The 23,749-nt window shown below is 45.6% G+C and carries 18 protein-coding genes, 1 tRNA gene and 3 pseudogenes; 13 read left to right on the top strand and 9 right to left on the bottom strand.

Annotated elements, in window-relative coordinates; translation table 11 throughout:
• Nucleotides 1–362 (top strand): annotated as a pseudogene (locus Q0394_RS00335) (ankyrin repeat domain-containing protein); the annotation flags it as partial.
• A gap of 213 nt (nucleotides 363–575) precedes the next feature.
• Here Q0394_RS00335 and Q0394_RS00330 read toward each other — a convergent pair.
• Complete coding sequence (locus Q0394_RS00330) at nucleotides 576–3,419, bottom strand: M16 family metallopeptidase (protein ID WP_298944887.1); 2,844 nt, start codon at nucleotides 3,417–3,419, stop codon at nucleotides 576–578.
• A gap of 142 nt (nucleotides 3,420–3,561) precedes the next feature.
• Here Q0394_RS00330 and dapB point away from each other — a divergent pair, with 142 nt between their 5' ends.
• The 11 genes from dapB (at nucleotide 3,562) to aqpZ (ending at nucleotide 13,745) form a co-directional block, all read left to right on the top strand.
• The gene (gene dapB / locus Q0394_RS00325) at nucleotides 3,562–4,329 is read left to right on the top strand and encodes a 4-hydroxy-tetrahydrodipicolinate reductase (protein WP_298944886.1); all 768 of its coding nucleotides are present in this window, start codon (nucleotides 3,562–3,564) and stop codon (nucleotides 4,327–4,329) included.
• 309 nt (nucleotides 4,330–4,638) lie between these two features.
• Nucleotides 4,639–5,976, top strand: coding sequence for an amidophosphoribosyltransferase (purF, locus tag Q0394_RS00320; protein WP_297939211.1), 1,338 nt, complete (start codon nucleotides 4,639–4,641; stop codon nucleotides 5,974–5,976).
• A gap of 271 nt (nucleotides 5,977–6,247) precedes the next feature.
• Nucleotides 6,248–6,324, top strand: a tRNA-Met gene (locus Q0394_RS00315).
• Nucleotides 6,325–6,706: 382 nt separating this feature from the next.
• Nucleotides 6,707–8,803 (top strand): TonB-dependent receptor, encoded by a 2,097-nt coding sequence (locus tag Q0394_RS00310; protein WP_298944883.1) that lies wholly within the window; start codon nucleotides 6,707–6,709, stop codon nucleotides 8,801–8,803.
• 584 nt (nucleotides 8,804–9,387) lie between these two features.
• Complete coding sequence (locus tag Q0394_RS00305; RefSeq protein ID WP_298944881.1) at nucleotides 9,388–9,609, top strand: hypothetical protein; 222 nt, start codon at nucleotides 9,388–9,390, stop codon at nucleotides 9,607–9,609.
• Nucleotides 9,578–9,838, top strand: a complete 261-nt coding sequence (locus Q0394_RS11930; protein ID WP_366115465.1) for a hypothetical protein — start codon at nucleotides 9,578–9,580, stop codon at nucleotides 9,836–9,838. The genes Q0394_RS00305 and Q0394_RS11930 overlap by 32 nt, the downstream gene beginning before the upstream one ends.
• Nucleotides 9,839–10,024: 186 nt before the next feature.
• Complete coding sequence (locus Q0394_RS00300) at nucleotides 10,025–10,564, top strand: hypothetical protein (protein ID WP_298791945.1); 540 nt, start codon at nucleotides 10,025–10,027, stop codon at nucleotides 10,562–10,564.
• Between the two features lie 362 nt (nucleotides 10,565–10,926).
• Nucleotides 10,927–11,451, top strand: a complete 525-nt coding sequence (locus tag Q0394_RS00295; protein ID WP_298944879.1) for a metallophosphoesterase — start codon at nucleotides 10,927–10,929, stop codon at nucleotides 11,449–11,451.
• 87 nt (nucleotides 11,452–11,538) lie between these two features.
• Nucleotides 11,539–12,186 carry a 5'-nucleotidase C-terminal domain-containing protein gene (locus Q0394_RS00290; RefSeq protein WP_298944877.1) on the top strand — a complete coding sequence of 216 codons (648 nt, stop codon included), beginning with the start codon at nucleotides 11,539–11,541 and terminating at the stop codon, nucleotides 12,184–12,186.
• Between the two features lie 2 nt (nucleotides 12,187–12,188).
• Nucleotides 12,189–12,398 carry a hypothetical protein gene (locus Q0394_RS00285; protein WP_298790062.1) on the top strand — a complete coding sequence of 70 codons (210 nt, stop codon included), beginning with the start codon at nucleotides 12,189–12,191 and terminating at the stop codon, nucleotides 12,396–12,398.
• Nucleotides 12,399–13,034: 636 nt separating this feature from the next.
• Nucleotides 13,035–13,745, top strand: a complete 711-nt coding sequence (gene aqpZ, locus Q0394_RS00280; RefSeq protein ID WP_002949277.1) for an aquaporin Z — start codon at nucleotides 13,035–13,037, stop codon at nucleotides 13,743–13,745.
• Between the two features lie 765 nt (nucleotides 13,746–14,510).
• On the opposite strand, the gene Q0394_RS00275 is transcribed toward aqpZ, so the two are convergent.
• From Q0394_RS00275 to Q0394_RS00240, 8 genes and pseudogenes are all read right to left on the bottom strand, one after another.
• Complete coding sequence (locus Q0394_RS00275; protein WP_298944875.1) at nucleotides 14,511–15,044, bottom strand: DUF2393 family protein; 534 nt, start codon at nucleotides 15,042–15,044, stop codon at nucleotides 14,511–14,513.
• Nucleotides 15,044–15,571, bottom strand: a complete 528-nt coding sequence (locus tag Q0394_RS00270; protein ID WP_002949284.1) for a DUF2393 family protein — start codon at nucleotides 15,569–15,571, stop codon at nucleotides 15,044–15,046. The genes Q0394_RS00275 and Q0394_RS00270 overlap by 1 nt, the downstream gene beginning before the upstream one ends.
• Nucleotides 15,572–15,650: 79 nt before the next feature.
• Nucleotides 15,651–16,544: pseudogene (gene hisIE, locus Q0394_RS00265) on the bottom strand (bifunctional phosphoribosyl-AMP cyclohydrolase/phosphoribosyl-ATP diphosphatase HisIE); the annotation flags it as partial.
• A 283-nt stretch (nucleotides 16,545–16,827) separates the two neighbouring features.
• Nucleotides 16,828–17,934: an SPFH domain-containing protein gene (locus Q0394_RS00260; protein ID WP_298944873.1), complete on the bottom strand. Its 1,107-nt coding sequence runs from the start codon at nucleotides 17,932–17,934 to the stop codon at nucleotides 16,828–16,830.
• An 8-nt stretch (nucleotides 17,935–17,942) separates the two neighbouring features.
• Nucleotides 17,943–18,857, bottom strand: a complete 915-nt coding sequence (locus tag Q0394_RS00255) for a branched-chain amino acid transaminase (RefSeq protein WP_298944871.1) — start codon at nucleotides 18,855–18,857, stop codon at nucleotides 17,943–17,945.
• Nucleotides 18,858–18,972: 115 nt separating this feature from the next.
• Nucleotides 18,973–19,812, bottom strand: coding sequence for a hypothetical protein (locus Q0394_RS00250; RefSeq protein WP_298944869.1), 840 nt, complete (start codon nucleotides 19,810–19,812; stop codon nucleotides 18,973–18,975).
• Between the two features lie 319 nt (nucleotides 19,813–20,131).
• The gene (locus Q0394_RS00245; protein WP_298944868.1) at nucleotides 20,132–20,971 is read right to left on the bottom strand and encodes a DUF3737 family protein; all 840 of its coding nucleotides are present in this window, start codon (nucleotides 20,969–20,971) and stop codon (nucleotides 20,132–20,134) included.
• A 406-nt stretch (nucleotides 20,972–21,377) separates the two neighbouring features.
• Nucleotides 21,378–23,225: an aryl-sulfate sulfotransferase gene (locus Q0394_RS00240; protein WP_298944867.1), complete on the bottom strand. Its 1,848-nt coding sequence runs from the start codon at nucleotides 23,223–23,225 to the stop codon at nucleotides 21,378–21,380.
• A gap of 241 nt (nucleotides 23,226–23,466) precedes the next feature.
• Here Q0394_RS00240 and Q0394_RS00235 point away from each other — a divergent pair.
• Nucleotides 23,467–23,749: pseudogene (locus Q0394_RS00235) on the top strand (thiol:disulfide interchange protein); the annotation flags it as partial.

The raw sequence follows: 23,749 nt of genomic DNA, 5'->3' as shown, positions 1-23,749 counted from the left end.
ACCTCCCTAATGCTCCAACTAAGGAGCAGCTAAAGGAGGCGTATGAGGAGTGCTACGATGAATATGCGCTTAGCATCATATTAGCTTATAGTATAGACGACAACGGGACTTATAGCTTAAAATATGAAAATTTAACAAAAAACGTGTTACAAAAATACTGCTCCGAGAAAAATTCTACCTTTAGCGACGTAAGGACTTTCATAACTTGGGCAAATGAGTATAAAAAAGCGGATGCAATAGAATATATATTATTTGACAAAAAAGATAAGGTAATTTTTAAAAACAATACAACCCAATACACAATTAAACCGTACAAGGGGCTAACCTCCGACGAGATAAAGGCTATAGTGGAAAGTAGATAAAGGTTATTTGCCTAGTCAAATTTAGTATTAATAAAACCGACAAGGGAACAAAAACATCAGCGAAAATTTGAGTTAAATTTGAGCGAGTTTAACTCAAATTTCGTTTGGCGAGAGGCAAATTTAGCTTCAATTTTAACAGTCCTTAGTCAAATCTAAAGCCAAATTTTACTCATCGCCCGGGCAGCAAATCAAATTTGCCGCCGAGGCTCAAATTTACTTCGCCGAGGCGGGATCGTTTACGCTTATCACGACATTTTTCTCGTCCAGATAGAGCTTCGCCGCGTCTTTCACGTCCTGCTCGGTGAGCGCATTTACCGCCTTTTCGTACTCGTCCAGGCTCAAAACCTCATCGCCAAAAACCAGCTCGCGCATGAGCGCGCGCGTCCAAAACTCGCCCTGAACGTATGATTGGCGCATTTTTACGAGCGCTGATTTTTTGAAATTTTGCAGATAGCGCTTGATGTCCGCGCCACCTTTTAGCTCGGCGACGTTTGATTTTATCTCGCCCAGCACGGCGTTTACGTTATCAGGCGCCGCCGTAAAGCCAAAATGCGCGGTGAAGCTTTCGTACGGATATTTTGCGAGATTCATATGCACGCCCAGGCCGTAGACCTGCCCGCGGTCCTCGCGCACGTCCTCGCGCAGCATCATCGAAAGCACCGCAGATAGGGCGTTTACACGCAGTAACTCTGGGCGCGAATACTTCACGTTTTCGTTTTTCATTATCATCGCGGCGTCGCTTCGCTGCGTGGTTTGGTAGCTTCGCTTAAACTCCCGCTCGCCAGAAATCGTCCTCACGCCGTCATCTACGAAGTCTTCACGCTGTGCGCGCGACGGTAAATTTGCCAGATATTTTTGCAAAAGCGGCTCGGCTGCGGTCAAATTTAGATCGCCGACCACGATAAAATCATACGAAGCCGCGTTGGTAAATTTATCCTTCACTATCTTTTTTACGTCCTCCATCTGCAGCTCGTTTATGTCCGTGGCCTCGAGTGGGTTCGTTCGAGGGTTGTTTTCGTAAAAAAATCTCGCAAATTCGTCGTGAAATTTGCGCTCGGGCAGATTTTTGGTTTTTTCCAGCTTTTCAAGCTCGTTGATTTTTGTCTTTTTTAGCGCATTTTCGTCAAATCTAGGCTCGCTAAACTCCAAAAACAGCGCGCGCAAAAGCCACTCAAAGTCCGCGCTGGCCGAGCTTGCGCTATATCCTTGCGAAAGCTGATCGATAAATTTGCTATAGCTTAGCTGCTTGCCGCTTAGGATTTTAGCCAGATCGTAGTTGCTAAACTCCCCCGCCCCGCTCTCGTTTGAGACCTCTACGGCTAGCGCGCCCTGCTTTGGTTTTGGCAAATTCGACGTGCCGCCGCGACTAACCGCGCTTAGCCAGACGACGTCTTTTTTGGTTTTTACCTCCTTAAATGCGACGCGCGCGCCGTTTGGTAGCTCGTAAAGATAAAAATCAAGCTTTTCGTTATGCTTTTTCGAGACGAAATTTTTAGGTTTTAGCGCTCCGTAGTCGAAAAGCTCGCTCTTTGCCTGCTTTGCAGCCAGCGTATCGTATGGCTTTGCTTCCGCCCAAATTTGATCAAATTTAGCCTCATTTAGCTTCGCCCCTTTGGCGCTAATTACGTTTAGATTTTTTGCGTCGATGGCCAGTATCCGCCTAAATTCGGCGTTTACGTCATCTAGGCTGATCTCATCAAGCAGCGCCAAAGTAACGTCGCGCAGGTCTTTTTCGCCAAGCAACACTCCGCCGATCCTAGTCGTCTCCTCGATATCTGCCGCGACCGCGCTCGAGCGTTTGTTGCCCGCTTGCAAATAGGCATTTTTAGCCGAGTTTATAAAATCTTTTTTCGCGCTTTCAAAGTCCGCCTTGCTAAAGCCAAATTTCTCCACGCCCTTTAAAACGCTCGCCAGATCGCTAAGCGCGCCGCTAAAATCATCATCCACGGCGTTTATCTCAAAGGCGTAAAGCACGTTTTGATCCTCGATGATCGGCGAGTAAAATCGCCCGCGCAGAGCTAAATTTCGCTGCTCGTATATCATCGCGACTAGGTCTGAGATATAGTTTGCGAGCAAATTTTGCCTGAGCCTTTGGATCTCGCCGTCAAATTTGTACTTTTGCGTAAAGATCAAATTTAGCGAGTTTAGCCCGATCTCGGCAGAGTCGTAGTTGTTTACGCTAAAGCCGCTTTTTATAGGAATAGTTTTATCAGGACTCGCGTAGTCGTTCGTGTTTTTAGCCGAGCTAAAGCTTTGCTTTATCATCTCCTCGATGCGCTTTTTATCAAAGTCTCCGACGGCGATAAACTTCATAAATCTAGGCTGATACGTCCTCTCGTAAAAGCCCTTTATCGTCGCTACGTCGACGTTTTTTACGATATTCATATCGCCGATGGGCGACCTTTTGGCGTAGATGCTATCGCCATAAAGCTCGGGCACGCGGTTTTTAATGTAAAATCTATACGCGGGCGTGTTTCTAGCGCGCTCCTCTTCGACGATGATGCCCCGCTCTTTATCCAGCTCGGCCGCGTCAAAGCTCACGCCGTCGATCCAGTCGCGAAAAACGCGAAAAACGTCCTTTAAATTTTGCTCGTTTACGTGGATTTCTAGCAGATAGCCCGTCTGATCGTAGCTAGTCTGTGCGTTTAGATCCGCGCCAAAGGCCACTCCGAGGCTCTCTAGCTTTTTAACCAGCTCGTTTTTGCTAAACTCGCGGCTGCCGTTAAACGCCATATGCTCGGTAAAGTGCGCCAGCCCCAGCTCGTTTTCGCGTTCGTCGGTCGAACCGATGTTTACGACTAGATAAAAATAGGCCGAATTTGCGGGCTGCTTATTTTCCTTGACGTAGTATTTTAGCCCGTTTGCTAGCTCGCCGCTCGATATAGCTGGATCCTGGGTCAAATTTAGCTTTTGCGCGTTTTTATCTTTCGCCGTCAAATTTAACGCGCTCAAATTTGCGTCCGCTTGCCGTATTTTAGCCGCCTGCGCGACCGGCGCTTGTTTAGCCAAAACGCTCGCCACAAAAACGGCTAAAAATAAAAATAAAATTTTTCTCATCGTTGTCCTTTAAATTTAAAAAGCCGATTATATAGCGCGATTTTTAATATTTTTGCCCGCGTGCGGCGAAGTCGGCGGCCGTGCTAAATTTATTTTTTATGAAATTTATGCTAAATTTAGCCCAAATTTTAAAGGATAAATTTTGGTAAAAATAGGAATCCACGGCGCAAGCGGCAAAATGGGACGCATGATCATCGAGTGCCTAAAAAACGAGCCTAGCGCAGTTCTTAGCGCGGCTTATACGATAGAGCCGCTTGATTTTGCGTTGCCTGACGGCGTCATCCTCACGGATAAATTTGACGAGCTTTTTGCAAACTGCGACGTCGTTATCGACTTTACGATCAAAGAGGGCGCGATAAATCTGCTAAACTACGCCCGCACTGACCCAAAACCGCTAGTCATCGGCACGACGGGTCTTGGCGAGGACGGCGCGAACCTGCTAAAGCTAGCAAGCGCAGCGATGCCGATACTTTACGCTACCAACATGAGCCTTGGCGTCGCGGTTTTAAACCGCTTGGCGGCGCTTGCGTCAAAAGCATTGCGCGAATTTGACGCCGAGATCGTCGAGCAGCACCACAGACACAAAAAAGACGCTCCAAGCGGCACGGCACTGACTCTAGGCGAGCGCGTAGCAGCAGCTAGAGGGTTAAATCTAAAAGATATTTTAGTAACGGGCAGAGACGGCATGGTCGGGGCTCGCAGCAAGGACGAGATCGCGATCCTAGCCGTGCGAGGCGGCGATGTCGTAGGCAGGCATACGGTCGGATTTTACAACGAGGGCGAGTTTATCGAACTAAATCACACCGCAACTAGCCGCGCGACTTTTGCCAAGGGTGCTATAAAGGCGGCTATTTGGGTGGCAGGACAAGGTAGCGGGCTGTACGGGATAGATGATTGCCTGGGGCTGTGATATTTAACGGCTTATCTCGCGAGCGCCTTTGAAAGAGCTTGAAAATTCGGGCTTGCGGCAGACCGAGCGTCTAGCCTCGCCCAAATTTTCTGCGCAACTTTCAAATTCGTTTCGCGATATTTTGCCTTATTTTTTATGTTAAATTTTGATATTTTTTAAAATTGCGGAAAATCGGCGGCGATATTTTTGACTTAGGCGAGGCGAAATTTAAATTTTAAGCATAGGCTAGACACGAAGTCTACCGAGCTTGAAATTTAAATTTTAACGAAGCATAAGGTAAAAAGATAACACCCCTAAAAAAGGATAAAAATGTGTGCGATAGTTGGAGTAATAAATTCTAAAGATGCGGCAAAAACGGCATATTATGCGCTATTTGCCATGCAACACCGAGGCCAAGAAGCAAGCGGCATCAGCGCATGCGAAAACGGCCGTATAGAAACCGTCAAAGGCCGCGGGCTAGTTACCGAAGTCTTTGATAAGACGAACCTCGAGAGCCTAAAAGGCGATATGGCGATCGGCCACAACCGCTACGCCACCGCAGGCAAAAACTCTGCCGCCGATGCCCAGCCCATCGCCGCAAACTACTCGCTAGGCCAAGTCTCTATCGTGCACAACGGCAACCTCGTAAACAAAGACGAAGTCCGAGAAGCTCTGATCGCCGAGGGCGCGATATTTCAGAGCAACATGGACACCGAAAACATCGTCCACCTCATAGCTAGAAGCCACAGCGAACACCTACAAGACCGCATCGTCGCCGCTCTAAAACAGATCAAAGGCGCCTACTGCCTACTCATCCAGTCGCGCCATAAAATTTTCGCCATACGCGACCGCTGGGGCGTGAGACCGCTCTCGCTGGGACGCCTAAAAGACGGCGGCTACATCGTAGCTAGCGAGACGTGCGCGTTTGATTTGGTGGGCGCGAGCTTCGTTCGCGACGTGGAGCCGGGCGAGATGCTGGTTTTTGAACAGGGCAAAAGCGAGTTTGAGAGCGTGCGCCTTTTTGAGCCAGAGCCTAGGGTTTGCGCGTTTGAGTATATTTATTTCGCGCGCCCCGATAGCGTCATAGAGGGCAAAAGCGTCTACGAAGTACGCAAAAAAATGGGCGAAACGCTAGCCAAAAAGAGCAAGATTGGCGCGGACTTCGTCGTACCGGTACCTGATAGCGGCGTGCCGGCGGCGCTGGGATACGCAAACGCCAGCGGGATACCGTTTGAGCTAGCCATCGTGCGAAATCACTACGTCGGCCGCACCTTCATCGAGCCGACTCAAGAGATGCGCAACCTCAAAGTCAAACTCAAGCTAAATCCGATGGCAAGCCTGCTCAAAGGCAAAAGCGTAGTCGTAGTGGACGACAGCATCGTGCGCGGCACGACATCCAAAAAGATCGTCGAATTACTGCGTCACGCGGGCGCGAGAGAGATACACTTTAAGGTCGCTTGCCCCGAGTTAAAATACCCCGAACGCTACGGCATCGATACTCCGAGCTTCGATGAGCTAATCAGCGCAAACAAAACGCCTGAAGAAGTATGCAAATATATCGGCGCGGACAGCCTCGAGTTTTTGGACGTGGACGAGCTAGTTAGCAGTATCGGCAGCGAGCGCAAATACTCGTTAGTTAGCTTTGACGGGGATTATTTTATCAAGTAAATTCGGCCTTTGCCGTTTCAAATTTGACCTATTTTGGCAAATTTGAACTCGCCAAATTTAAGCGGCAAAACCCGCATCTTGAAAATGCGAATTTTTGTTTTTGGCGGTTTTGCTTCAAATTTGGGTTTTTACAGATTTAAATTTGATGAAATTTGTGCTCAAAATTTGGCGAATCAAATTTTAAAATTTGATTTCGAGCGCCATACTGCGCAAAAATGAAAATATTTTATCAATATATAAGCAAACGTTGAATATAATTGCGAACTTTAACGTCACGGTAGCTCAGCTGGTTAGAGCGCTGGTCTCATAAGCCGGAGGTCGGGAGTTCAAGTCTCCCCCGTGACACCAAAAAGCTCTAAAATACGGGTTTTCTACGATTTTATATCGCATTTTCCTTTCATGAAATATAGCTTAAAGTTTGTAGCAAATTTAAAATTTATGTAGCAAAAATTTAAGCCGTTTGTAATTTTAACATGTTTTTATATAAAATCTCAAAAAATTATTGTTCTCCCGCAAATATCACGAGCATTAAAAAATAAAAATAGTGCCGTTAGGTTTTAAGATCACAAATTTAAGATGTATTATTTTTCAGATTTTAAAAATCAACCTCTGCTCAAGCGATAAAAACGCGCTATACGCAATAGCTAGTATATAATAAATAATTTACAAATAGTTATTTAAGCATTATTGATATATACCCTTGTTTTTATTTTAAAATCAAGGGAGAATAATGAGACTTAGCATTTTTGCTTCAGTCGCTATTTTAGCTACTTTTGTCGTTGCAGACACAAAGACGGACGGCTACTCGGTGATGCTTCCAAGCGTCGAAGTTGAAGGCATTTCCGAGCAAGATAACCTTAAAGGCTATATAACCTATGATAGCGCGGAAGTAAACAGAAACGGACTTAGCAACAAGCAAACGCCTCAGACCATCGAAACCATCGATATCCAAAAAAATCGCAACTACGGCACGAACGATCTTTCAAGCATACTTGAAGGAAACGCAGGCATAGATGCAGGCTACGACATGCGCGGCGAGAGTATAAAAATAAGAGGCTTTAGCGTAGACGGCGGAGACATATATAGAGACGGCGTGAGAGACTCGGGTCAGATCAGGCGTAGTACGGCAAATGTCGAGCGCGTCGAGATTTTAAAAGGACCAGCTTCTATCCTATACGGCAGGAGCGACGGCGGCGCGGTCGTAAATTTAGTCAGCAAAAAGGCAAATTTTACCCCTGTTTATAAGGTCTCGGGCAGATACGGCAGCTGGAGCAGATGGGGGCTTGGTGCAGATGTAAACCACGCGGTAAATAATCAACTAGCCGTACGCCTAACTACCGACGGCGAGCACGGTAAATCGTGGCGCGAAGGCATAAAATATAAAAATTTTATGATAAGTCCTAGCGTAATCGTAACAAACCAAAGCGGCGACGTAAGCTTTGAAGCGCAGTATACGTACGACAACGCCTGGAGAGTACCCGATAGAACTCCGACCAAGGCCGTCTACGACAAGCTAGGTATCGACTACAAAAAGGGCTTTTCTCACGAGGGCGACTTCGTGGAGGATAGGCTGCATTTTTTCCGTACGGAGTTAAATGCCGAGCTAGCAAAAGAGCTAAATTTAAAATGGGTTTTTGGATACAGAAAAGCTAGCCAAAATTTCGACCACTTTTTTGCAGGCAGTATCGTTAGCGGCAACAGACTAAGACAAAACTACGCAAAGCAAGAGACGGATAACGAAACTATCTCAAATGCCTTTACACTTACCAAGGAGCTAAATTTCGAGAGATTTAAGCACAACATTGCAGTCGGTTACGATAACAGCGTGGAGACGCGTCATCCAAGGCTCTGGTATAGCAGAACCCATACGCAAAATATCGACCCATACGCATCTAGGGGTAGCTGGACGTCAAACAGAAACGTGCCGCTCACGACCGATAACAAACACCGCGCGATCAATCACGGCGTGTTTTTCGAGGATCTAATCAGCCTTGACGACACGTATAGATTGATGCTAGGCGGTAGATTTGATTTTTATAAATTTAAAACTAGAAATATAAGAGGCCAAACAAACAGCTACACCGGCGACTCATTTAGTCCGAGGGTCGGCTTTTTATGGGACTTTGCAACCGATCACACCGCTTACGTCTCGTATTCTCAGAGCTTTGCGCCCTACGGCGGTAGAGGCAATATCGGCATCAGCACCGAAGATACGTCAAAGCTTGATCTAAAACCGCAAAACAACGTCCAGTACGAAATCGGACTAAAAAGCACTTGGGCGGATAATAAATTTAGCTCAAACATCGCGGTGTTTCAGATCGAACACAAAAATATCCGCTATCAGCCAGACCCTACAAACGATCCATATACTTGGGCGGTTCGCGGCAAGGAGCGTAGCCGTGGTATCGAGCTAAATGTGCTAGGACAAATTTATGAGAATTTATACCTACGTAGCTCGCTTGGATACACGAACGCTAAGGTTACTAAAGACAACTCAAACCCGCTAAACGAAGGGCTTAATCTAAATGAAACCACACGCTGGCAGGACAACGTCTTTTTACGCTACGTAAACGCCGACAAATGGTACGTGGAAAGCGGCGTTACCGGTTACTCCAAACGCTACTCCTACTCTACTAGCGGCGGTAGAATCCAAGAACAACACTTGCCGGGCTTTGCTAGAGTGGACGTGAGTGCTGGATATAGCTTCACCGAGCATGCGCAAATGACGCTAGCGATAAACAATCTCTTTGATAAAAAATACTGGCGCTCAAGCTCGAGGCTAGGCGACGAGAGATCGTTTATGGTGAATTTCCACTATAATTTTTAATTAAAACGTAAAAGTGATAGGTTATCCTATCGTTTTTGTCGGTTTTAAAACCGCTTCATCTATCGCGCCCCAAAAGTTAAAAACTTTAGCACCAAACTATAGATCACGCCCGACAAATACAATAGATTTTATCTCCTAGACTCACAAGAACGCCACAAATACTATTAAATGACATGGTTATTTTTATTATAAAAACACTACCAATTTTATAATAAAAATTCAACAAAATGTTTTAGATATAGGGTTTGAATGCCAAATTTAAAACAATACTTAAAAAATAAAATATATTGCTAAAATTAAGATAATAGGCTATAATACTTAATGGGTTAATAAGATCAGTATAATAATAGATAAATAAATTTTATACAAGTAGATCGCTATGAATAAACTAGTTTTCATCTTTTTTGTTGCATTGCTTGCAATATCCGCTCATGCGGAAAGCAGTACTGTAATCGCAGAGCAAACTAAGATCGGCCGGTAAAACCGTAGAGGCCGTCGCCTACGATAAAGAGGGTTGCCTGAAAGAGAAAAGTTGGTTGTCTTGCGAACGACTCGCGAAGCATTATGACAATACGGACCCAGACATGCCTTGCGATTCGGAAATGGTCACGGAGTACTACAAAAAGTGTTGCGATTATTCAAAAAACAAGGTCCAGCTATGCTGCGAAAAGGGATATCCAAAAGAGCTTGAGGAAAAACGCGATGCGGCTTGCAAAGCAAAAGATGCTAAAAGTTGCGGCACGCTAGCTTCCATCGCACACAGACAAAAAAACTATGAGAAGTCGTTTAAGTACGCAAAAAGATGACGGAAAAGACAATACCTCCTGCATACATCTTGCCTATATGTATTATTACGGTCAGGGTATAGAGAAGGATTATAAAAAATCGTTTAATCTATATGAAGGATTGTGCGATAGAGATATATATGATATGTGCGCTATCCTGAGCCACTTCTATACGGATGGCGTAGGCATAAAAACAAGACATCAAAAAGGGCAAGAAAATTTTAGAAAAACTTTGCTACGATCAATATAAAGAAGGCTGCGCCAATCTAGCCGCGCTCTATGAAAGCGATAAATACAGCATGAAAGACGATAAAAAAGCCACAGAGCTTTATACCATGGCTTGCAAACACAATCCAAAAGGCCCAGCGTGCGACAAGATAGGCGGCATGAGCAAGAGGCTAGAGTTTTTTTGTACCGAACAAAAGAACAATTATGATTGTATTCAGCTGGCAGATACTTATTACAGAAACGATCTGGAAAAAAGCTGTTTTTTTATAACAAAGCTTGCGAATTTGGAAATACAAGCGCCTGCAACCGGATTGCAAGTATCACCGAGAAAAAAGAAGCTTCAGAAAAACAAAAATCTGCTTGTGAAGAAAAAAATGACGGCGAAGCTTGCTTCCAGATAGCAAGCTCCTACAACTACGATCCGAAAAATCAGCTGTATTTTTACGAAAAAGCTTGTGAATACGGATATGCGCAAGGATGCTACGAGGCCGTAAAATATACTAACGATCCGGAAAAAAAGTTGTATTTTTTTGACAAAGGTTGCGAGTACGGGCTTGCATATACGTGCCTCTATGCTTTAGACCTCGTAAGAGCAGATAATAACAAAGCGATGGAATATGGATACAAAGCATGCAAGCTGGGTGATACTGCAACTTGCAAAAGAATTGAGGGAATCGCTAAGAAGGCTTGCGATGAAGGCGATCAAGACGGCTGCAAGTGGCTAGATACAATAAAAAATCGTAAATAAATTTAAATTTGAGCCGAGTTTAAATTTGCGCTCGGCTCAAAATAAACTAAAAGATTGCAAAATCATAGTTTTTATATCTTGCCTTTACAGAGCCAATCTTCTAGTCAAATTTAGAAAAATAGCCCTAAAGACTCTATAAAATTGTTTTTGCGAAATTTTTAGTTCAATATGCGACTTTAAATTTCCTGCCAAAAACGGTTTTAGTTTAAGCAAGACGCATGAAAGAAAGCAATCTAATAAAAAAGAATCAGAAACCGATAAAATTTTCTATAAGGAGAGTGTTTTATGGTTTGCGAACATTTTATTTTACCACTTAAAATTCTTTTCGTTTCTACCGCTTTTTTCTCTAGGGAGGCGACCAGATGAATCCCACGCCAAATTTAAAAAAACTAACCCTACTTCACTCCAATGATTTGCATGGAGACTTTTTAGCCGAGCAAATAGACGACAAGCTAGTAGGCGGCGTCTCTATGCTGTCCGGCTATATAAATCAAGTCCGCCAAACAGAGAAAAACGTTATCTACGCTATTGCCGGTGATATGTTTCGAGGCTCGATTATCGATTCGGAGTACAAAGGGATTTTTACGATCGAGATCATGAACGCCCTGGCGCCCGATATTGCTACGGTAGGCAATCACGAGCTAGATTACGGTATTCCACATTTGCTTTTTATTGAAAAGTGCGCCCAGTTTCCAATCATAAACGCAAATTTGTTTATCAAAACCAATCACGCCCGTCTATTTCCGCCTTGCTACATCATGGAGCTTGACGGCATGAAAATCCTTTTTATCGGTATCATTACCGATGCGGTTTTGGCGCAGGCCAAGCAAGACCACCTGATCGGTTCTTTCATCGGAATCGAAAAGGCGGCACAAGAGGTCGGGTGAATCTGCAACACATACAACCGAATCGATATAGATTTTACGGTTTTGCTGACCCATATCGGTTTTGAATCAGATAAAGAGCTAGCCGCCATGCTACGACCCGAATGGGGCGTCGATCTGATTATCGGAGGGCATTCTCATACCTTGATGGAGCAGCCTTACGTCGTAAACGATATTTTGATCGCCCAAGCGGGCGTCGGTACCGACCAGATCGGTCGATTTGATATCGTGGTAAATACCGACACCAACAGCATCGAAAGCTACAAATGGCAGTGCATCCCAATAAACGACAAGTACTGCCCGGTCGACGAACAAATAGAGAATTTGATTCGAAAATATAAGAGCGTAACCGATCAAAAATATACTCGCGTCATCACTCGTTTTAGCTGTCCGCTAACGCACCCGCAGCGCAACACCGAAACGGCTTTGGGAAATTTGTTTGCCGATATTTTCAAAAACAGCCTAGGCATAGATATTATGTTGCTTGGCTCAGGCAGTATTCGGGGCGAAAAGCTAGGGCCGATCGTAGAGTATGGGGGCTTGGCCGAAATTTTTCCTTATGATGACGGCGTTTATATGCTCAGAGCGGACGGCCGAACCTTTCGCCAAATGATGTGCTATCTACTGCGAGACGACGCCTTTTTGGGAACAACGGAATTTTATCAGTTATCGCAGGGGCTAAAACTCGCCTATTCCCGCTCCCGCCGAGAAATCGTAAGTCTAACTTATCAGGGGTAGAAATGCCCGATGACGGTATTTTTACGGTCGGTTTGCAAAATTATCATTACTGTAACCTTGAAAGCTTTTTTGGCGTCAGTTTTGAGCACGTGAAAAATTTCGGCGCTCCTAAGATGATTTCCACTTCTTGTTTGGATATCTTGGCTGAGTATTTAAATTCGCATAAAGCCGTTAGGCAAGACGTCGAGGGGCGATTAACGATTTTGGATTAAAAGTATTTTCGGTCACCCATGCGACTTTTTAATATTTACCATACAACTGCGGCTATATTTCCGCCGCATTCAGCGATAAGCGTAAAAAACCGTCAAATGACTACGGGCTTGATTGCGGAAAATAAAGCCCCAACACTTAATGTCTAGAAGCTTTTTACGATCAACCCGGCTCTTATCGCAATTTAGTTCAAGATAATTCTTCGCGTTTTTAATTTTTGTTTTGATTTTAAAGGCTTATATTTAAGGATACTTTTTGCTTTGAATTATGAGAAAAACAGCGACGGTTTTAGCAAATACGCTCTTTCCGGACGGCATACAGATCGTGGTCTATGAGTAAAATTTAACAACTTAGATGATAACTAATAGATATGCAAATATCGGTTTAACGGTACGTAGAGAACAGCAAAAATGTAAAAAATATGCGCTTACGCTAGGTGCCGCACGTCAAGCTCGGAGAATCTTGATATCGATACCGTTAAGTTTTTAGCAAATCCGAGACGCGAGCTAAACAACCGGAACAAATACCAAAACGCTCCATGAGACATTATGTTATAAGATTTAGACTATAAAATATTTTGCAAAGTTACAAATTTATGCTAAAATCGCGCGCTTTTAAATTTACCTAAAAGGGAAGAGATGAAAAAATATTTAGCTGAGTTTTTTGGTACATTTTGGTTAGTTTTTGGAGGTTGCGGCAGTGCAGTATTTGCAGCGGCTTTCCCAGAGCTTGGTATCGGATTTGTCGGAGTTTCGCTAGCGTTTGGCCTTACGGTTCTTACGATGGCTTATGCAGTTGGTCACATCAGCGGCGGCCACTTCAATCCAGCTGTATCAGTTGGCCTACTAGTTGGCGGAAGATTTGACAAAAAAGACTTCGTGCCTTACGTCATCGCACAAGTTATCGGAGCGATCGCAGCTGCTGCCGTGCTATATCTTATCGCTTCAGGTAAGGCTGGATTTGACGCTACTGCGAGTGGTTTTGCTAGCAACGGATACGGCGAGCACTCACCAAATGGCTACAGTCTAGTTTCAGCGCTAGTTGCTGAGGTGGTTTTAACTGCGTTTTTCCTTATCATCATCTTAGGTGCGACTGATGAGCGTGCGCCAAAAGGCTTTGCACCGATCGCTATTGGCCTTGGTTTGACACTTATCCACCTTATCTCGATACCTATCACAAACACATCAGTTAACCCAGCTCGTTCAACCGGCGTTGCGATATTTCAGGGCGGTTGGGCATTAGAGCAGCTTTGGCTTTTCTGGGTTGCGCCTATCGTTGGAGCGATCATCGGAGCTATCATCTATAAAGTTATGGGCTGCACATGCGGCTGCTGCAAAAGCGCAAAATAATCACACTTTATACTTCAAGGGGCGGTCTTCGCCCTTTCTATTTTCATAAAATTTTTAAAATTAAGATCAGTTAAGCGAATATAATAATCTATTTAACATATTACCGTTATTACATCTAACCTCTACTTCGCTATCCTTCTAGCTTCGTCTTAACAAACGGTAAGCGCATCGCAATTAAATTATTCTTTGAGTTCTTTGTGTCACTATAACCTCATCTCCGCAATCCAACAAACCATCGTAAGCCTTCCGGTAATCAGAATAGATAGCGGGTCATTAAAGTCGCTACATCTAGGCGACATCGGCATCAATTCATTTGCAAAATAGTTTTAGGCTATATAAACAAACTTGAACGTCGCACTTTAGTATGCCGTTTTACTAGCAACCACAAGCCAAGAAATGTTATAAAGTAGTAAGTTTTTAACCAAGTAGGCATACGAGCCAGAAATCTATTCTAAAATTAAATATTTTATCATGCACTCCGGCCATAAAATTCTGATATTTTTGGCTATTTTATCGATTTTTTTTATGAAATTTTAATAAACTCCGCTATTTATACCACTTCCATATCGAGCTAAAAACACTATAAAATTTCTCTAAATTTCTTTTTCGGAATTTTTGAACGGACTATATATGTTTATTTTTTATTTCTACGCTTGTTATTTTTAAGAACATCGACAAGATCGTGATTTTTGTGTTTATACCTACCTTCAACAAAAAGCTCCTTTGGAGGTTTTTATATCGCATTCGAGTAAATTTGCCCGCGCCCTATCTGCACTCGAGCTTCGTTATCGTTTGGGTATTAGCAAAGTACGACGGATACGGCATCGAGAGGCTAAAATTTCGTATCTGCTTCGGCGCGATATTTTTAGCGACGCTAGCGGTGATCTCCGCGACGTTTGAGCGCTCCTCGCCGCGCGAAAATAGCGATAGTCCGCTAGGCTTAAAGATGGAGCCCGCGATCGTGTCCTTACTCACGGGGTTGTTGATGAGTTTGACGGTCAGATCGCAGTTTGCGATGCTAAACTCGCCCGTATTTCGCAGCGAGCCCTTAAACACGATAGTTTCGTTTCTTAGCACGCGGTGGCCGGAAAACTCCGTCAGCACGGCCTTTTTGGTGTATTTATCCACGATCATCATGAAAAAATATCCAAGCGTCAGCGTCGCTATTACGTTTATCGCGATGTAAATTTTAAAAAATTTAGGATTTTTCTCGCCGCGGGCGATAAGCGCGAAAAGTACCGATAGTAGCGCCAAAACCGCAAGCACGATGAGGTGAAATATGTTAAAATACCCTTCCATCAAAAGCACTCCGAACTTGTCGTTACGTTGTAGTCCTGCGCGCGAAAGTTATTTACCACGTGCGTGATCTCGCGCGTCGCGTTTATGTCTAGCGCGTCTTTTAGCACGATATTTTCTCTCAAAAACGGCTTTAGCTCGTTTGCGTATCGGCGCAGCGTATTGCCCGAGTTTTTGTAAAAGCTAAGCCCGATTTCGCAGTAGTTAAACGGTTTTTTGGAGAGATTTGTGAGGCGCAGATCCACAAGCAACGTGTTTGAGTACTCAAGCTGCTTGGTTGAGACTAGCTCGAGCGAGCGGGTTCGCAAATTTTCATCTAAAAGCTTAGGCATAAAATACGCCCCGCATCCAAGCCCCGCGATAGTAACGATCATCAGCGCAAAGCCCGCGAAAAAGGACTTTGACGCGACGTAAATGCAAAGCGAAACAAGCGCTAAAAAGGTCAAAAACATCCAGATATAGGCGGCAAAATCCACCCAGCCAAGGTGCGTCAGATAGAAATTTAAGCCTTGTTTTAGTTCGTTTATCATCTTGCCTCTTTGCTTCGTTTGCCTTGCGGCGAGCCAAATTTAAAATCCTCCTGCACAAAGCGTGCCAAATTTGACCGCCCTAACCTTTTCGCGAGTTTTTTTCCTCGATACCGCTTAGTCCGAAACGGCGCGCGAGCTCGGCCTTGATGCGGTCTGGGTGCACTCCGTGCAGCGCCAGCGCCACTAGCGAGTGAAAACATAGATCCGCCGCCTCGTAGACGATCTCCTCGGTCGGTGTTTTTAGCTTTAGGTTTTGAGACGTCTCGGTTTGGCTGTTTTGGTTTGCGGCATTTTCGTTTGAAATTTTAGCAAAATTTTCGTTTTGGGTTAAATTTGACGAAATTTGACCGCCGTTTGCGGCAGAGTTAAACTGTGCAGTTTCATTTTTGCGCACCGAGGCGTCCTTACACGCCATCACTAGCTCCGTAGCCTCCTCTCCTACCTTTTTTAGGATCGCGTTTTCGCCTTTTTTAAACAAGCTCGCGACGTACGAGGTCTGCGGATCGGCGTTTAGCTTGCGGTCTAATATCGCGTGATAAACCTCGTCGATTATGCCGTAGATCGGCTTTTTGGCTTGATTTAAATTTTGCTCTCGCGTCAAATTTTGCCCGTCAACGCTAGCTAAATTTGACTCGCCGCCGTCTCCCGAAATTTTTCTAAAAAAGCACGATTTTGCGCCGGTGTGGCAGGCTATGCCGCCGTTTTGAACGACTTTGAGCAGTATAGTGTCGTTGTCGCAGTCTAGGAAAATCTCATCTATGGCCTGCGTATTTCCGCTCTCCTCGCCCTTTTTCCAGATACGGTTTTTCGTGCGCGAAAAATAGTGTGCAAAGCCGGTTTTTAGGCTCAAATTTAGCGCCTCTTCGTTCATATAAGCAAGCATCAAAACCTCGCCGCTCGAGCTTTCTTGAACGACGGCAGGCAAAAGGCCGCCCACTTTTTCCCAATCTATTTTCATTTTTATTTCCTTTCGGCTACGGGTTTGGCTCGGCGCACGGGCAAAATTTAAAGCTCAAATTTGACTTCAAATTTGAGCATAAAAAGGCGAAGTTTTTTGCAAAAATATTTCGCTTCGCAAAAAACTACACCTGTTTCGAGATGATTTTGGAGTTACTCAGGTAAATTTAGCGGCGGACCTGACTTTGCTTGCGATTACAAACGGCAACGAAGCAAAGCCATCCAAACTAAATTTAGCCGACCTCGCAAAAAGCGTTCGCCCGCAAAGCGTAAAAAAGGCGAGTCGCTCCAAACAAAAATTATTGCGTTATCGCGCTTTGCTTCTCTTTATCCTTCGTATCCACCCAGATATTCGGCACCGCTCCACCAGGCGTTAAGAATATCTTCGCGTCTTTATTTTCGCGCAACGCCTCGTTAAATTTGGCCTGCGTTTCGATCTGCTTTAAATTTAGCAAATTATGATCGAGGCTTTTTGCGACCTCTTTGTTTGCGTATGCCTGCGCGTCGGCTTCGATCTTAGCGGCGTCCGCGCGACCCTGAGCTTCGATGATAGCGGCCTTTGCCGTACCTTCTGCGAGGGCCGCTTTTTTAAGCGCCTCTTGATTTGCGCGCTCTACTTCGTATTTGGTTCGTTCAGCCTCTTGTTTAGCGATTTGTACGCGCTCGATCTGCTCTTTTACCTTTTCAGGCAGGATGATCTCGCGCAGTTGTACGGTTAGTAGCTCGACTGGTTTATTCGGCTGAGCGTCGATATCCTTGCGGATACCCTCGTCGATAGCCGTGGCTAGGTCGTTTCGCTTCGTCGGAAGCTCCTCGGCGGTGTATTTACCCGCGATACTGCGCACGACGTCGCGCACGACGGGATCAACGATCTTGTTTTCCCAACTAAGCCCCCAAGACGCGATCGTTTGAGGCGCATTTTCCGGATTTAGGCGGTACTGCACGGTGATGTCGATGCTGACGGGCAAGTTTCTCGCGTCCAAAACGGAGATCGAGTTTTTGCGGATGATGCCCGCTTGAGCCTGTGCGCCATACTTTTGCGCAGCCTCGCCCATATCTTCGCCAGACGTGTAGTTGATGAGGCGAACGCGCGTATCGACTACGATGACTTTTTGCAAAAACGGAATAAAGAAGTGTAGTCCCGGCTGCATCGGAGACGGGTCGTATTTACCCAAATTTGACTTGATGCCCACTTCGCCCGAGTTTATCGTGACGAAAGGCTGCGTGAGCGCGATCACGGCCACGAGCGCGATGATGACGTAGGCAAAGGCCGAAATTTTGCCAAATCCTTTAAAATCAGGCGTTTTAAAATTTACTTTTGGGCCTTTGCTATCGCCGCCGTTATCGTCTCCGCCGCCGCTTGAGCCTCTTTTTTTATTAAAATAATCGTTCAAATCTGCCGGCATTTTGTTCCTTAAATGTAAGTTAGCATAGAGGCGTATTTTGGATTGCGTCCGTAAACTACGTCAAAATACGCATCCTGTAGGCGTTTAGTTACCGCTCCGCGCTCGCCCGCGCCGATAACGCGGTTGTCGATATTGCTTATCGGAGTGACCTCGGCCGCCGTACCCGTGAAAAACGCCTCGTCCGCAGTGTATGCGCGGTCGCGAGTGATGCGCTCTCTGCGTACTTCGATGCCTAGATCGCGAGCGATTTTGATGACGGTGTCTTGCGTGATGCTAGCTAGGCTGCTATCGTTTGGAGGAGTGATGAGCGCGCCGTCTTCCACGATGAAAAAGCACTCGCCCGGTCCCTCGGAGATGTAGCCCTCGCTATCAAGCAGCAACGCCTCGTCGTAGCCCGCCTCTTTGGCCTCGTAGTTTGCCATTTGCGAGCAGAGGTAGTTCGAGCTTGATTTCGCGCGGCTCATTTGACCGCCGACGTTTAGTTTAGCAAAGCTTGAAATTTTCACGCGGATGCCTTTTTTAAGCCCCTCTTCGCCTAGATATGCACCCCACTCCCATGCGGCGATCGCCGTATTTACGGGAGCTTTTGTGTGGGCTAGACCCATGATGCCGTAACCTAGATAAACGATCGGGCGCAGATATACGTTTGATTTAAATTTGTTTGCGCGAAGTAGCTCGACCTGTGCGTCTTCGAGCTCTTTTTGCGTGTATTTGACGTTTAGGATAGTCATTTTGGCTGATTTTAGCAGGCGCGCTGTGTGGTCGCTTAGGCGAAATATCGCTAAGCCTTTATCCGTCATATAGGCTCTTGTACCCTCAAATACGGCGTTTGCATAGTGAAGCGAGTGGGTTAAAACGTGGACTTTAGCATCCTCCCATTTGACTAATTTTCCATCCATCCAGATAAATTCGGAAGGGTTCATTTAGTATCCTTTTTTATAAAATTTGCTGAGTGTAGCTAAAATTTCTTTAAAATTTTGTAATGTTTAAGATTTTGGCTTAAAATTTTAAGCTTGCGAGGCAAAATTTACTCCGATCTTACAGCTCATCCACTACGGTATCTTCGATATTTTCGGCAAAAGGAAGCACGAGCGTCTTACGAGAGCCAAACGCACTATGCCACAGGGCTTTTTTGATCGCTTCGTAAGGCGTATCGTAAATTTTAGCCAGTTCTTGCAGTAGTTCCTCGGCCATGGCATCGCTTAAATTTTCGCGGCGATAAAATAGCATTAACGTCGCGCCGATACCGATAAACTCAAACCCGAATCGCTCGTTCATCATCAAGATAAACGCATACGTCTGCTCAGGTTCAAAATCATCCGCAAAATACCCCTGTATCATCCGCGCAAATACGTCCGTACTGCGCTCGCAAGGGCACAAATAAACGTCGATATCCTCGTCAAGAGCGTCGTAGTCGCGGGTATTTATGTACTCTAGCGCTTTTAGTTTATGCGGGTAGTTTAGGCTAAATTTACCGTAAAATTCGCTCACTTCAGCCTTATACTCGGGATTGTTTAGGGTGTCCAGCATCAAACGAAACTCCGCGGCCGGAAAGTCGCGCGCGTCAGGATTTTGCGCATTATACTCCTCCTCGTCCAGCACGTCGAAACTAGAGCTTGCGTGCATATTCGTGTATTCGCACTGCGGAGCGTTTTCGATGATAAAAAGCGGCTTAAAACCTGCATATTGTTCGCACAGACGGTCGTAGGCGATCGTGACGGCGTTCATATTTTGATGGGTGCGAAGGACGCCGTATTTTAGGGTAAAATTCGCTTCGCGCGTGTAGCGCGGATCGGGCTTTGCTAGCCTAAAAGAAATAAGCTTTTCGGGGCGACAAATCGTGTAAAAAGCTAGCTTTAATTTTTCAAAAAACGACATATTTTTTCCTTATTTAAATAATTTAATTCTTTAGTTTAAAGGGGCGATTTAAACCAAAAACGGCTTAAATCTCAAATTTGACCGCAAACTTTTAATCCAAATTTGACTTCAAAATTTAAATAAAAAACAATATAGCGAAGCATTTTAATTTTTACTTTACGCTTATGCTCGCAATAAGTATACGAAGCGGAAATTGGCCCAGCAGGATACATATAGTAGCAACCGATAGTAGCAACCGAGTTTGGACGATATTTCCTTACGTTTGCAGTTGCGACCGCAAGCATAAGTATAAGTGAAAAATACGAGTCGGCAAAAACCGCTATTTTTCTAAAATTATCCTAGTAGCGGCCGGATCCACGCACTCCTCGTCCATTATAATTTCGCCTATCTCGCTTGCTCTTATCGCGCCTGAGAGCGGGTTTTTCACGCTAGCTATGCCGCCTAAAATTTCAGCGTCCACGCTTGAGTACTCAAAGGCTAGCGTCGTATCTAGTGTCTGGCAGCCTCGCAGCACGAGATTTTGCACGTAGCAAAGCCCTTGTAAGCTTTCTATCACGCAGTTTTCAAAGGTCACGTTTTTGCTGTTCCACGCGAGGTATTCGCCGCTTATAAAGCTATTTCGCACGGTCACGTTCTCGCAGTTCCAAAAGGCGTCTTTGCTAAGCAGTTTGCTATCCTCGACGAGCAGATTTTTGCAGCCGTCAAAGCCGTAGTTCCCGTCTAAATTTAGCCCGTAAACGCGCACGTTTGCGCAGTTCATCGCAAAATAATCCCCTCGCGCGCAGACGTTTTTTATCTCTACGTCCTTACAGCTCCACAGCGTCTCCTCGGCCTGGGTCAAATTTACGTTTTCTAGCCTCACATTTTGGCATCTGCGAAAGGATTTTGGCGCTTGGATTAGCGTATCTTTAAAGCTAACCTCCTGCGCGTACCATATGCCCGCGCGCGCCGTCTGCATCAAAAACCCGTCCTCCACGGCGACGTTTTTGGTGTACCACAGTGGATATTTCCACTCGAAAATGCAGTTTTTTAGGTGCAAATTTTGCCCGTGCTTTAGCGGCGACTCGCCCGCCGCAAACCCGCACCGCTCAAACTCCGCGTCCTTTACGCCAAACATAGCGCGCTCGCCGATAAATTTTTGCTCGACAAATTTTTGCATTTTCGCCTCCGCCGTTTTTGTTGATTATATCGGTTTTACGGCAACAAGGATGTAAATTTGAAAATTCAAAGCAAAATTTGTGAAGCAAACGGGTAAATTTAAGCAGCAGTAAAAATCCAAGCGTTCGGGCGTTGCTATTGTCTTTCGGAGTCCTATTTTCCCAAACGCTTGGCAGGAAAAGGTAAGATTTAGACTAGCGCAAAGGATGGAAACGCGAGCCTAAATTTTACCTTTTTAGCAGTCAAATTTGCCGTATCCACGCGGTGCAAGCGAGCGTCAAATTTGATGTAAATTTAAAACCAAATTTAAAGCCTGCGGCCCGTCAAATTTAACCGAGCCGCAAGCGCAAAAATCCAAATTTACCAAAAAGCGTCCCCGAAGCGCACCGGCCGGGAGCCGCTAAATTTTATTTCTCAAACGCCTTTTCTAGGCTAAACGGAAACGCCTGATAGCCCATCGCATTGGTCATTTTGATTTCGATTGACGGCTCTTTTGCGCCCCATTCAAACTCGTTGATGTGAGGGCTAGGCACGCCGACCGGGCGGCCTTTGGCGATGTCAAACTGCATGCCGGCAACTGCAGAGTAAACCATCACGCTATCTAGGTCGTCTTGATATTGCGCTAGCGAAGTAACAGAGCTGTACCACTCGCTGCCGCGCTGTTTGCCGTACTCCCAGACTTGCTCGACGGTTTTAGCTTTTTCGTCGATTTTATAAACGACCGCGCGGGAGTATTTCATACCCGCCATCGCAGGCTGCTCCATACCGCGAGTGTCGCCGTTGTCAAAGACGGTGAGATACACTACGCCTTTTTTAGACTTGCTGTCGATGCGAAATGCCGTATGCTGCGTCCACTGCCAGTCAAATCCGCCCGTTTCGCTCTCGTAGCCCGGGCATTTTGAGTATTCGTCCTCGCAGACGATCTTTTTGCCGTCTTTATCTACAGGCTGGAGCAGGAAGCCCTTAAACTGATCCTTCCAGCCTTTGTGCGCGCCCATTATCCATTTGACTTTTTTGTCGCGGCCGATCTTGATAACGGCGTCTTGGTGGCGGCTGGAGATGATGATGCTATCGTCGCTTGGATCATAATCCACGCTATTTACGTGCGCCCAGTTGCGTCCGGGGCCCGAGCCCACGATGTCGCCCCATTTTTCGTTCGTATCCATCGCGGCTAGCTCGTCCGTGCTCGCGGTGTGGCCTGCCTTGCTAGCGTCGATATTTAGGCACACAGCACCCTGATCGAGCGTTTTTAACACGATGTCGCGATACGGATCTAAGATTTCATACAGCCTAAAATCATCCACGACGTTGCCGTCGCGATCGACCTCGACGATGACGTCGCGCACGGTGCGGACGTTTTTGCCGTCGGCGCGCTTATAGTTGGCGTTTGCCGCACGGAGGAAGTAGTGTCCGTTTTGCGCTACGTCCATGGAGTGCGAGAAGTCGTTGTAGCCCGCAGGCAGCTCGCGGTTAAAGATTTCGCGGCCCATTATGTCGTATTTGGCGTATCTTTGGCCGTAACCCCACGTCATCGCGCCGTCGTCGTTTTGCTTAAAGCCCATCATGACGCCCGCGGAAAAAGGCTGCTTGAGGTCGTAAATTTTACTCGGCTCCAGGTACCAGCGCACTTCGCCTTTGGTGTCTAGGATGAAGTTGTTCGGGCTATAGTTCCACTCGATCGCGCCGCCTGCCGGGTTGTTCCACACGACTTTGGTGCCTTTGCCGGTTTTATTTACGAAGTTATTTACGTAGTAAAGGCGGTTTGCAAATTTCGCGCTCGGAGCCTTTACGACCTCGATTTTATCAAACAGAGCGCCCTTTTGAGACGGCATGCCAGAGCTCTCCAAATAGATCGCCGGAGCGTAAATTTTATAGGTTTCTTTTATATGCTCGGTTTGGCCCTTGTAAATTTTATCGTACTCGACCTCGACGGTGTTTTGATAGTCAGGGTAAAGTCCGAAAACAGGGATTCCGCCGTGCGTGCGCAGATGCTTGTCGGCGACTTTGTAGCTGATAACCTGACCGTCCGGCTTCGGCACGATAGTGACTTTTGCGTTTGATAGCGTGTATCCGCCGTTTTTGATGACCGCCGTTAGAGGCGCGATGTCGTATGGGTTTACGACCACCTCGCCGATCTTGCCCGGGACGGCGTAGTCGATGTGCGCGCCGCTAGGTCCGCCGATAGCAAGCACTGCCGTACTTAGACCGCCCAGTAACGCCGCAGCCAGGGCGAATGATGAGAGAGTTCTTTTCATATTTTCTCCTTTATAATGATAAATCGTTTCGTTGCCGTAATTTTAGTAAATCTTTCTAACGTGAAAATCACGCTATTATTATAAATAGCTTAAATCTAGAGAATAATTCAAATTTTTATATTTTCCGCTAAAATTTAGCCCAAATTTTATGAAATTAATCTAAAATTTATCTTAGCGTGAGTTTTGCGGCGGCGGGGGGATATAAAATTAGCGCAAACGAAATCATTTTAAGTAGCATTCCATGAATCTACTTTCTAAATTTAGCAAAGGCTTTCTAGCCGTTGCGATGTTTGGCGCCCTTAGCGCAGCCGCGTTTACTGAGGGCGAGGACTACGTAAAGCTAGAAAAACCGCTACCAGTCGAGCAAAACACGCTAGTTAAAGTCTTTAGCTACGCATGCCCGTTTTGCTATAAATACGACAAAACCGTAACGCCAAAGGTAGTTGAGAAAATTTCCGGCTTAAAATATGTGCCGTTTCATCTAAAAACCAAGGGCGAATACGGCGAGGCAGCGAGTAAAATTT

The sequence above is a fragment of the uncultured Campylobacter sp. genome, assembly GCF_938039205.1.
In the GTDB taxonomy this organism is placed as follows: domain Bacteria; phylum Campylobacterota; class Campylobacteria; order Campylobacterales; family Campylobacteraceae; genus Campylobacter_A.
The sequence above is the reverse complement of the archived record's forward strand: the minus strand, read 5'-3'. Positions and strand labels throughout refer to the sequence as shown.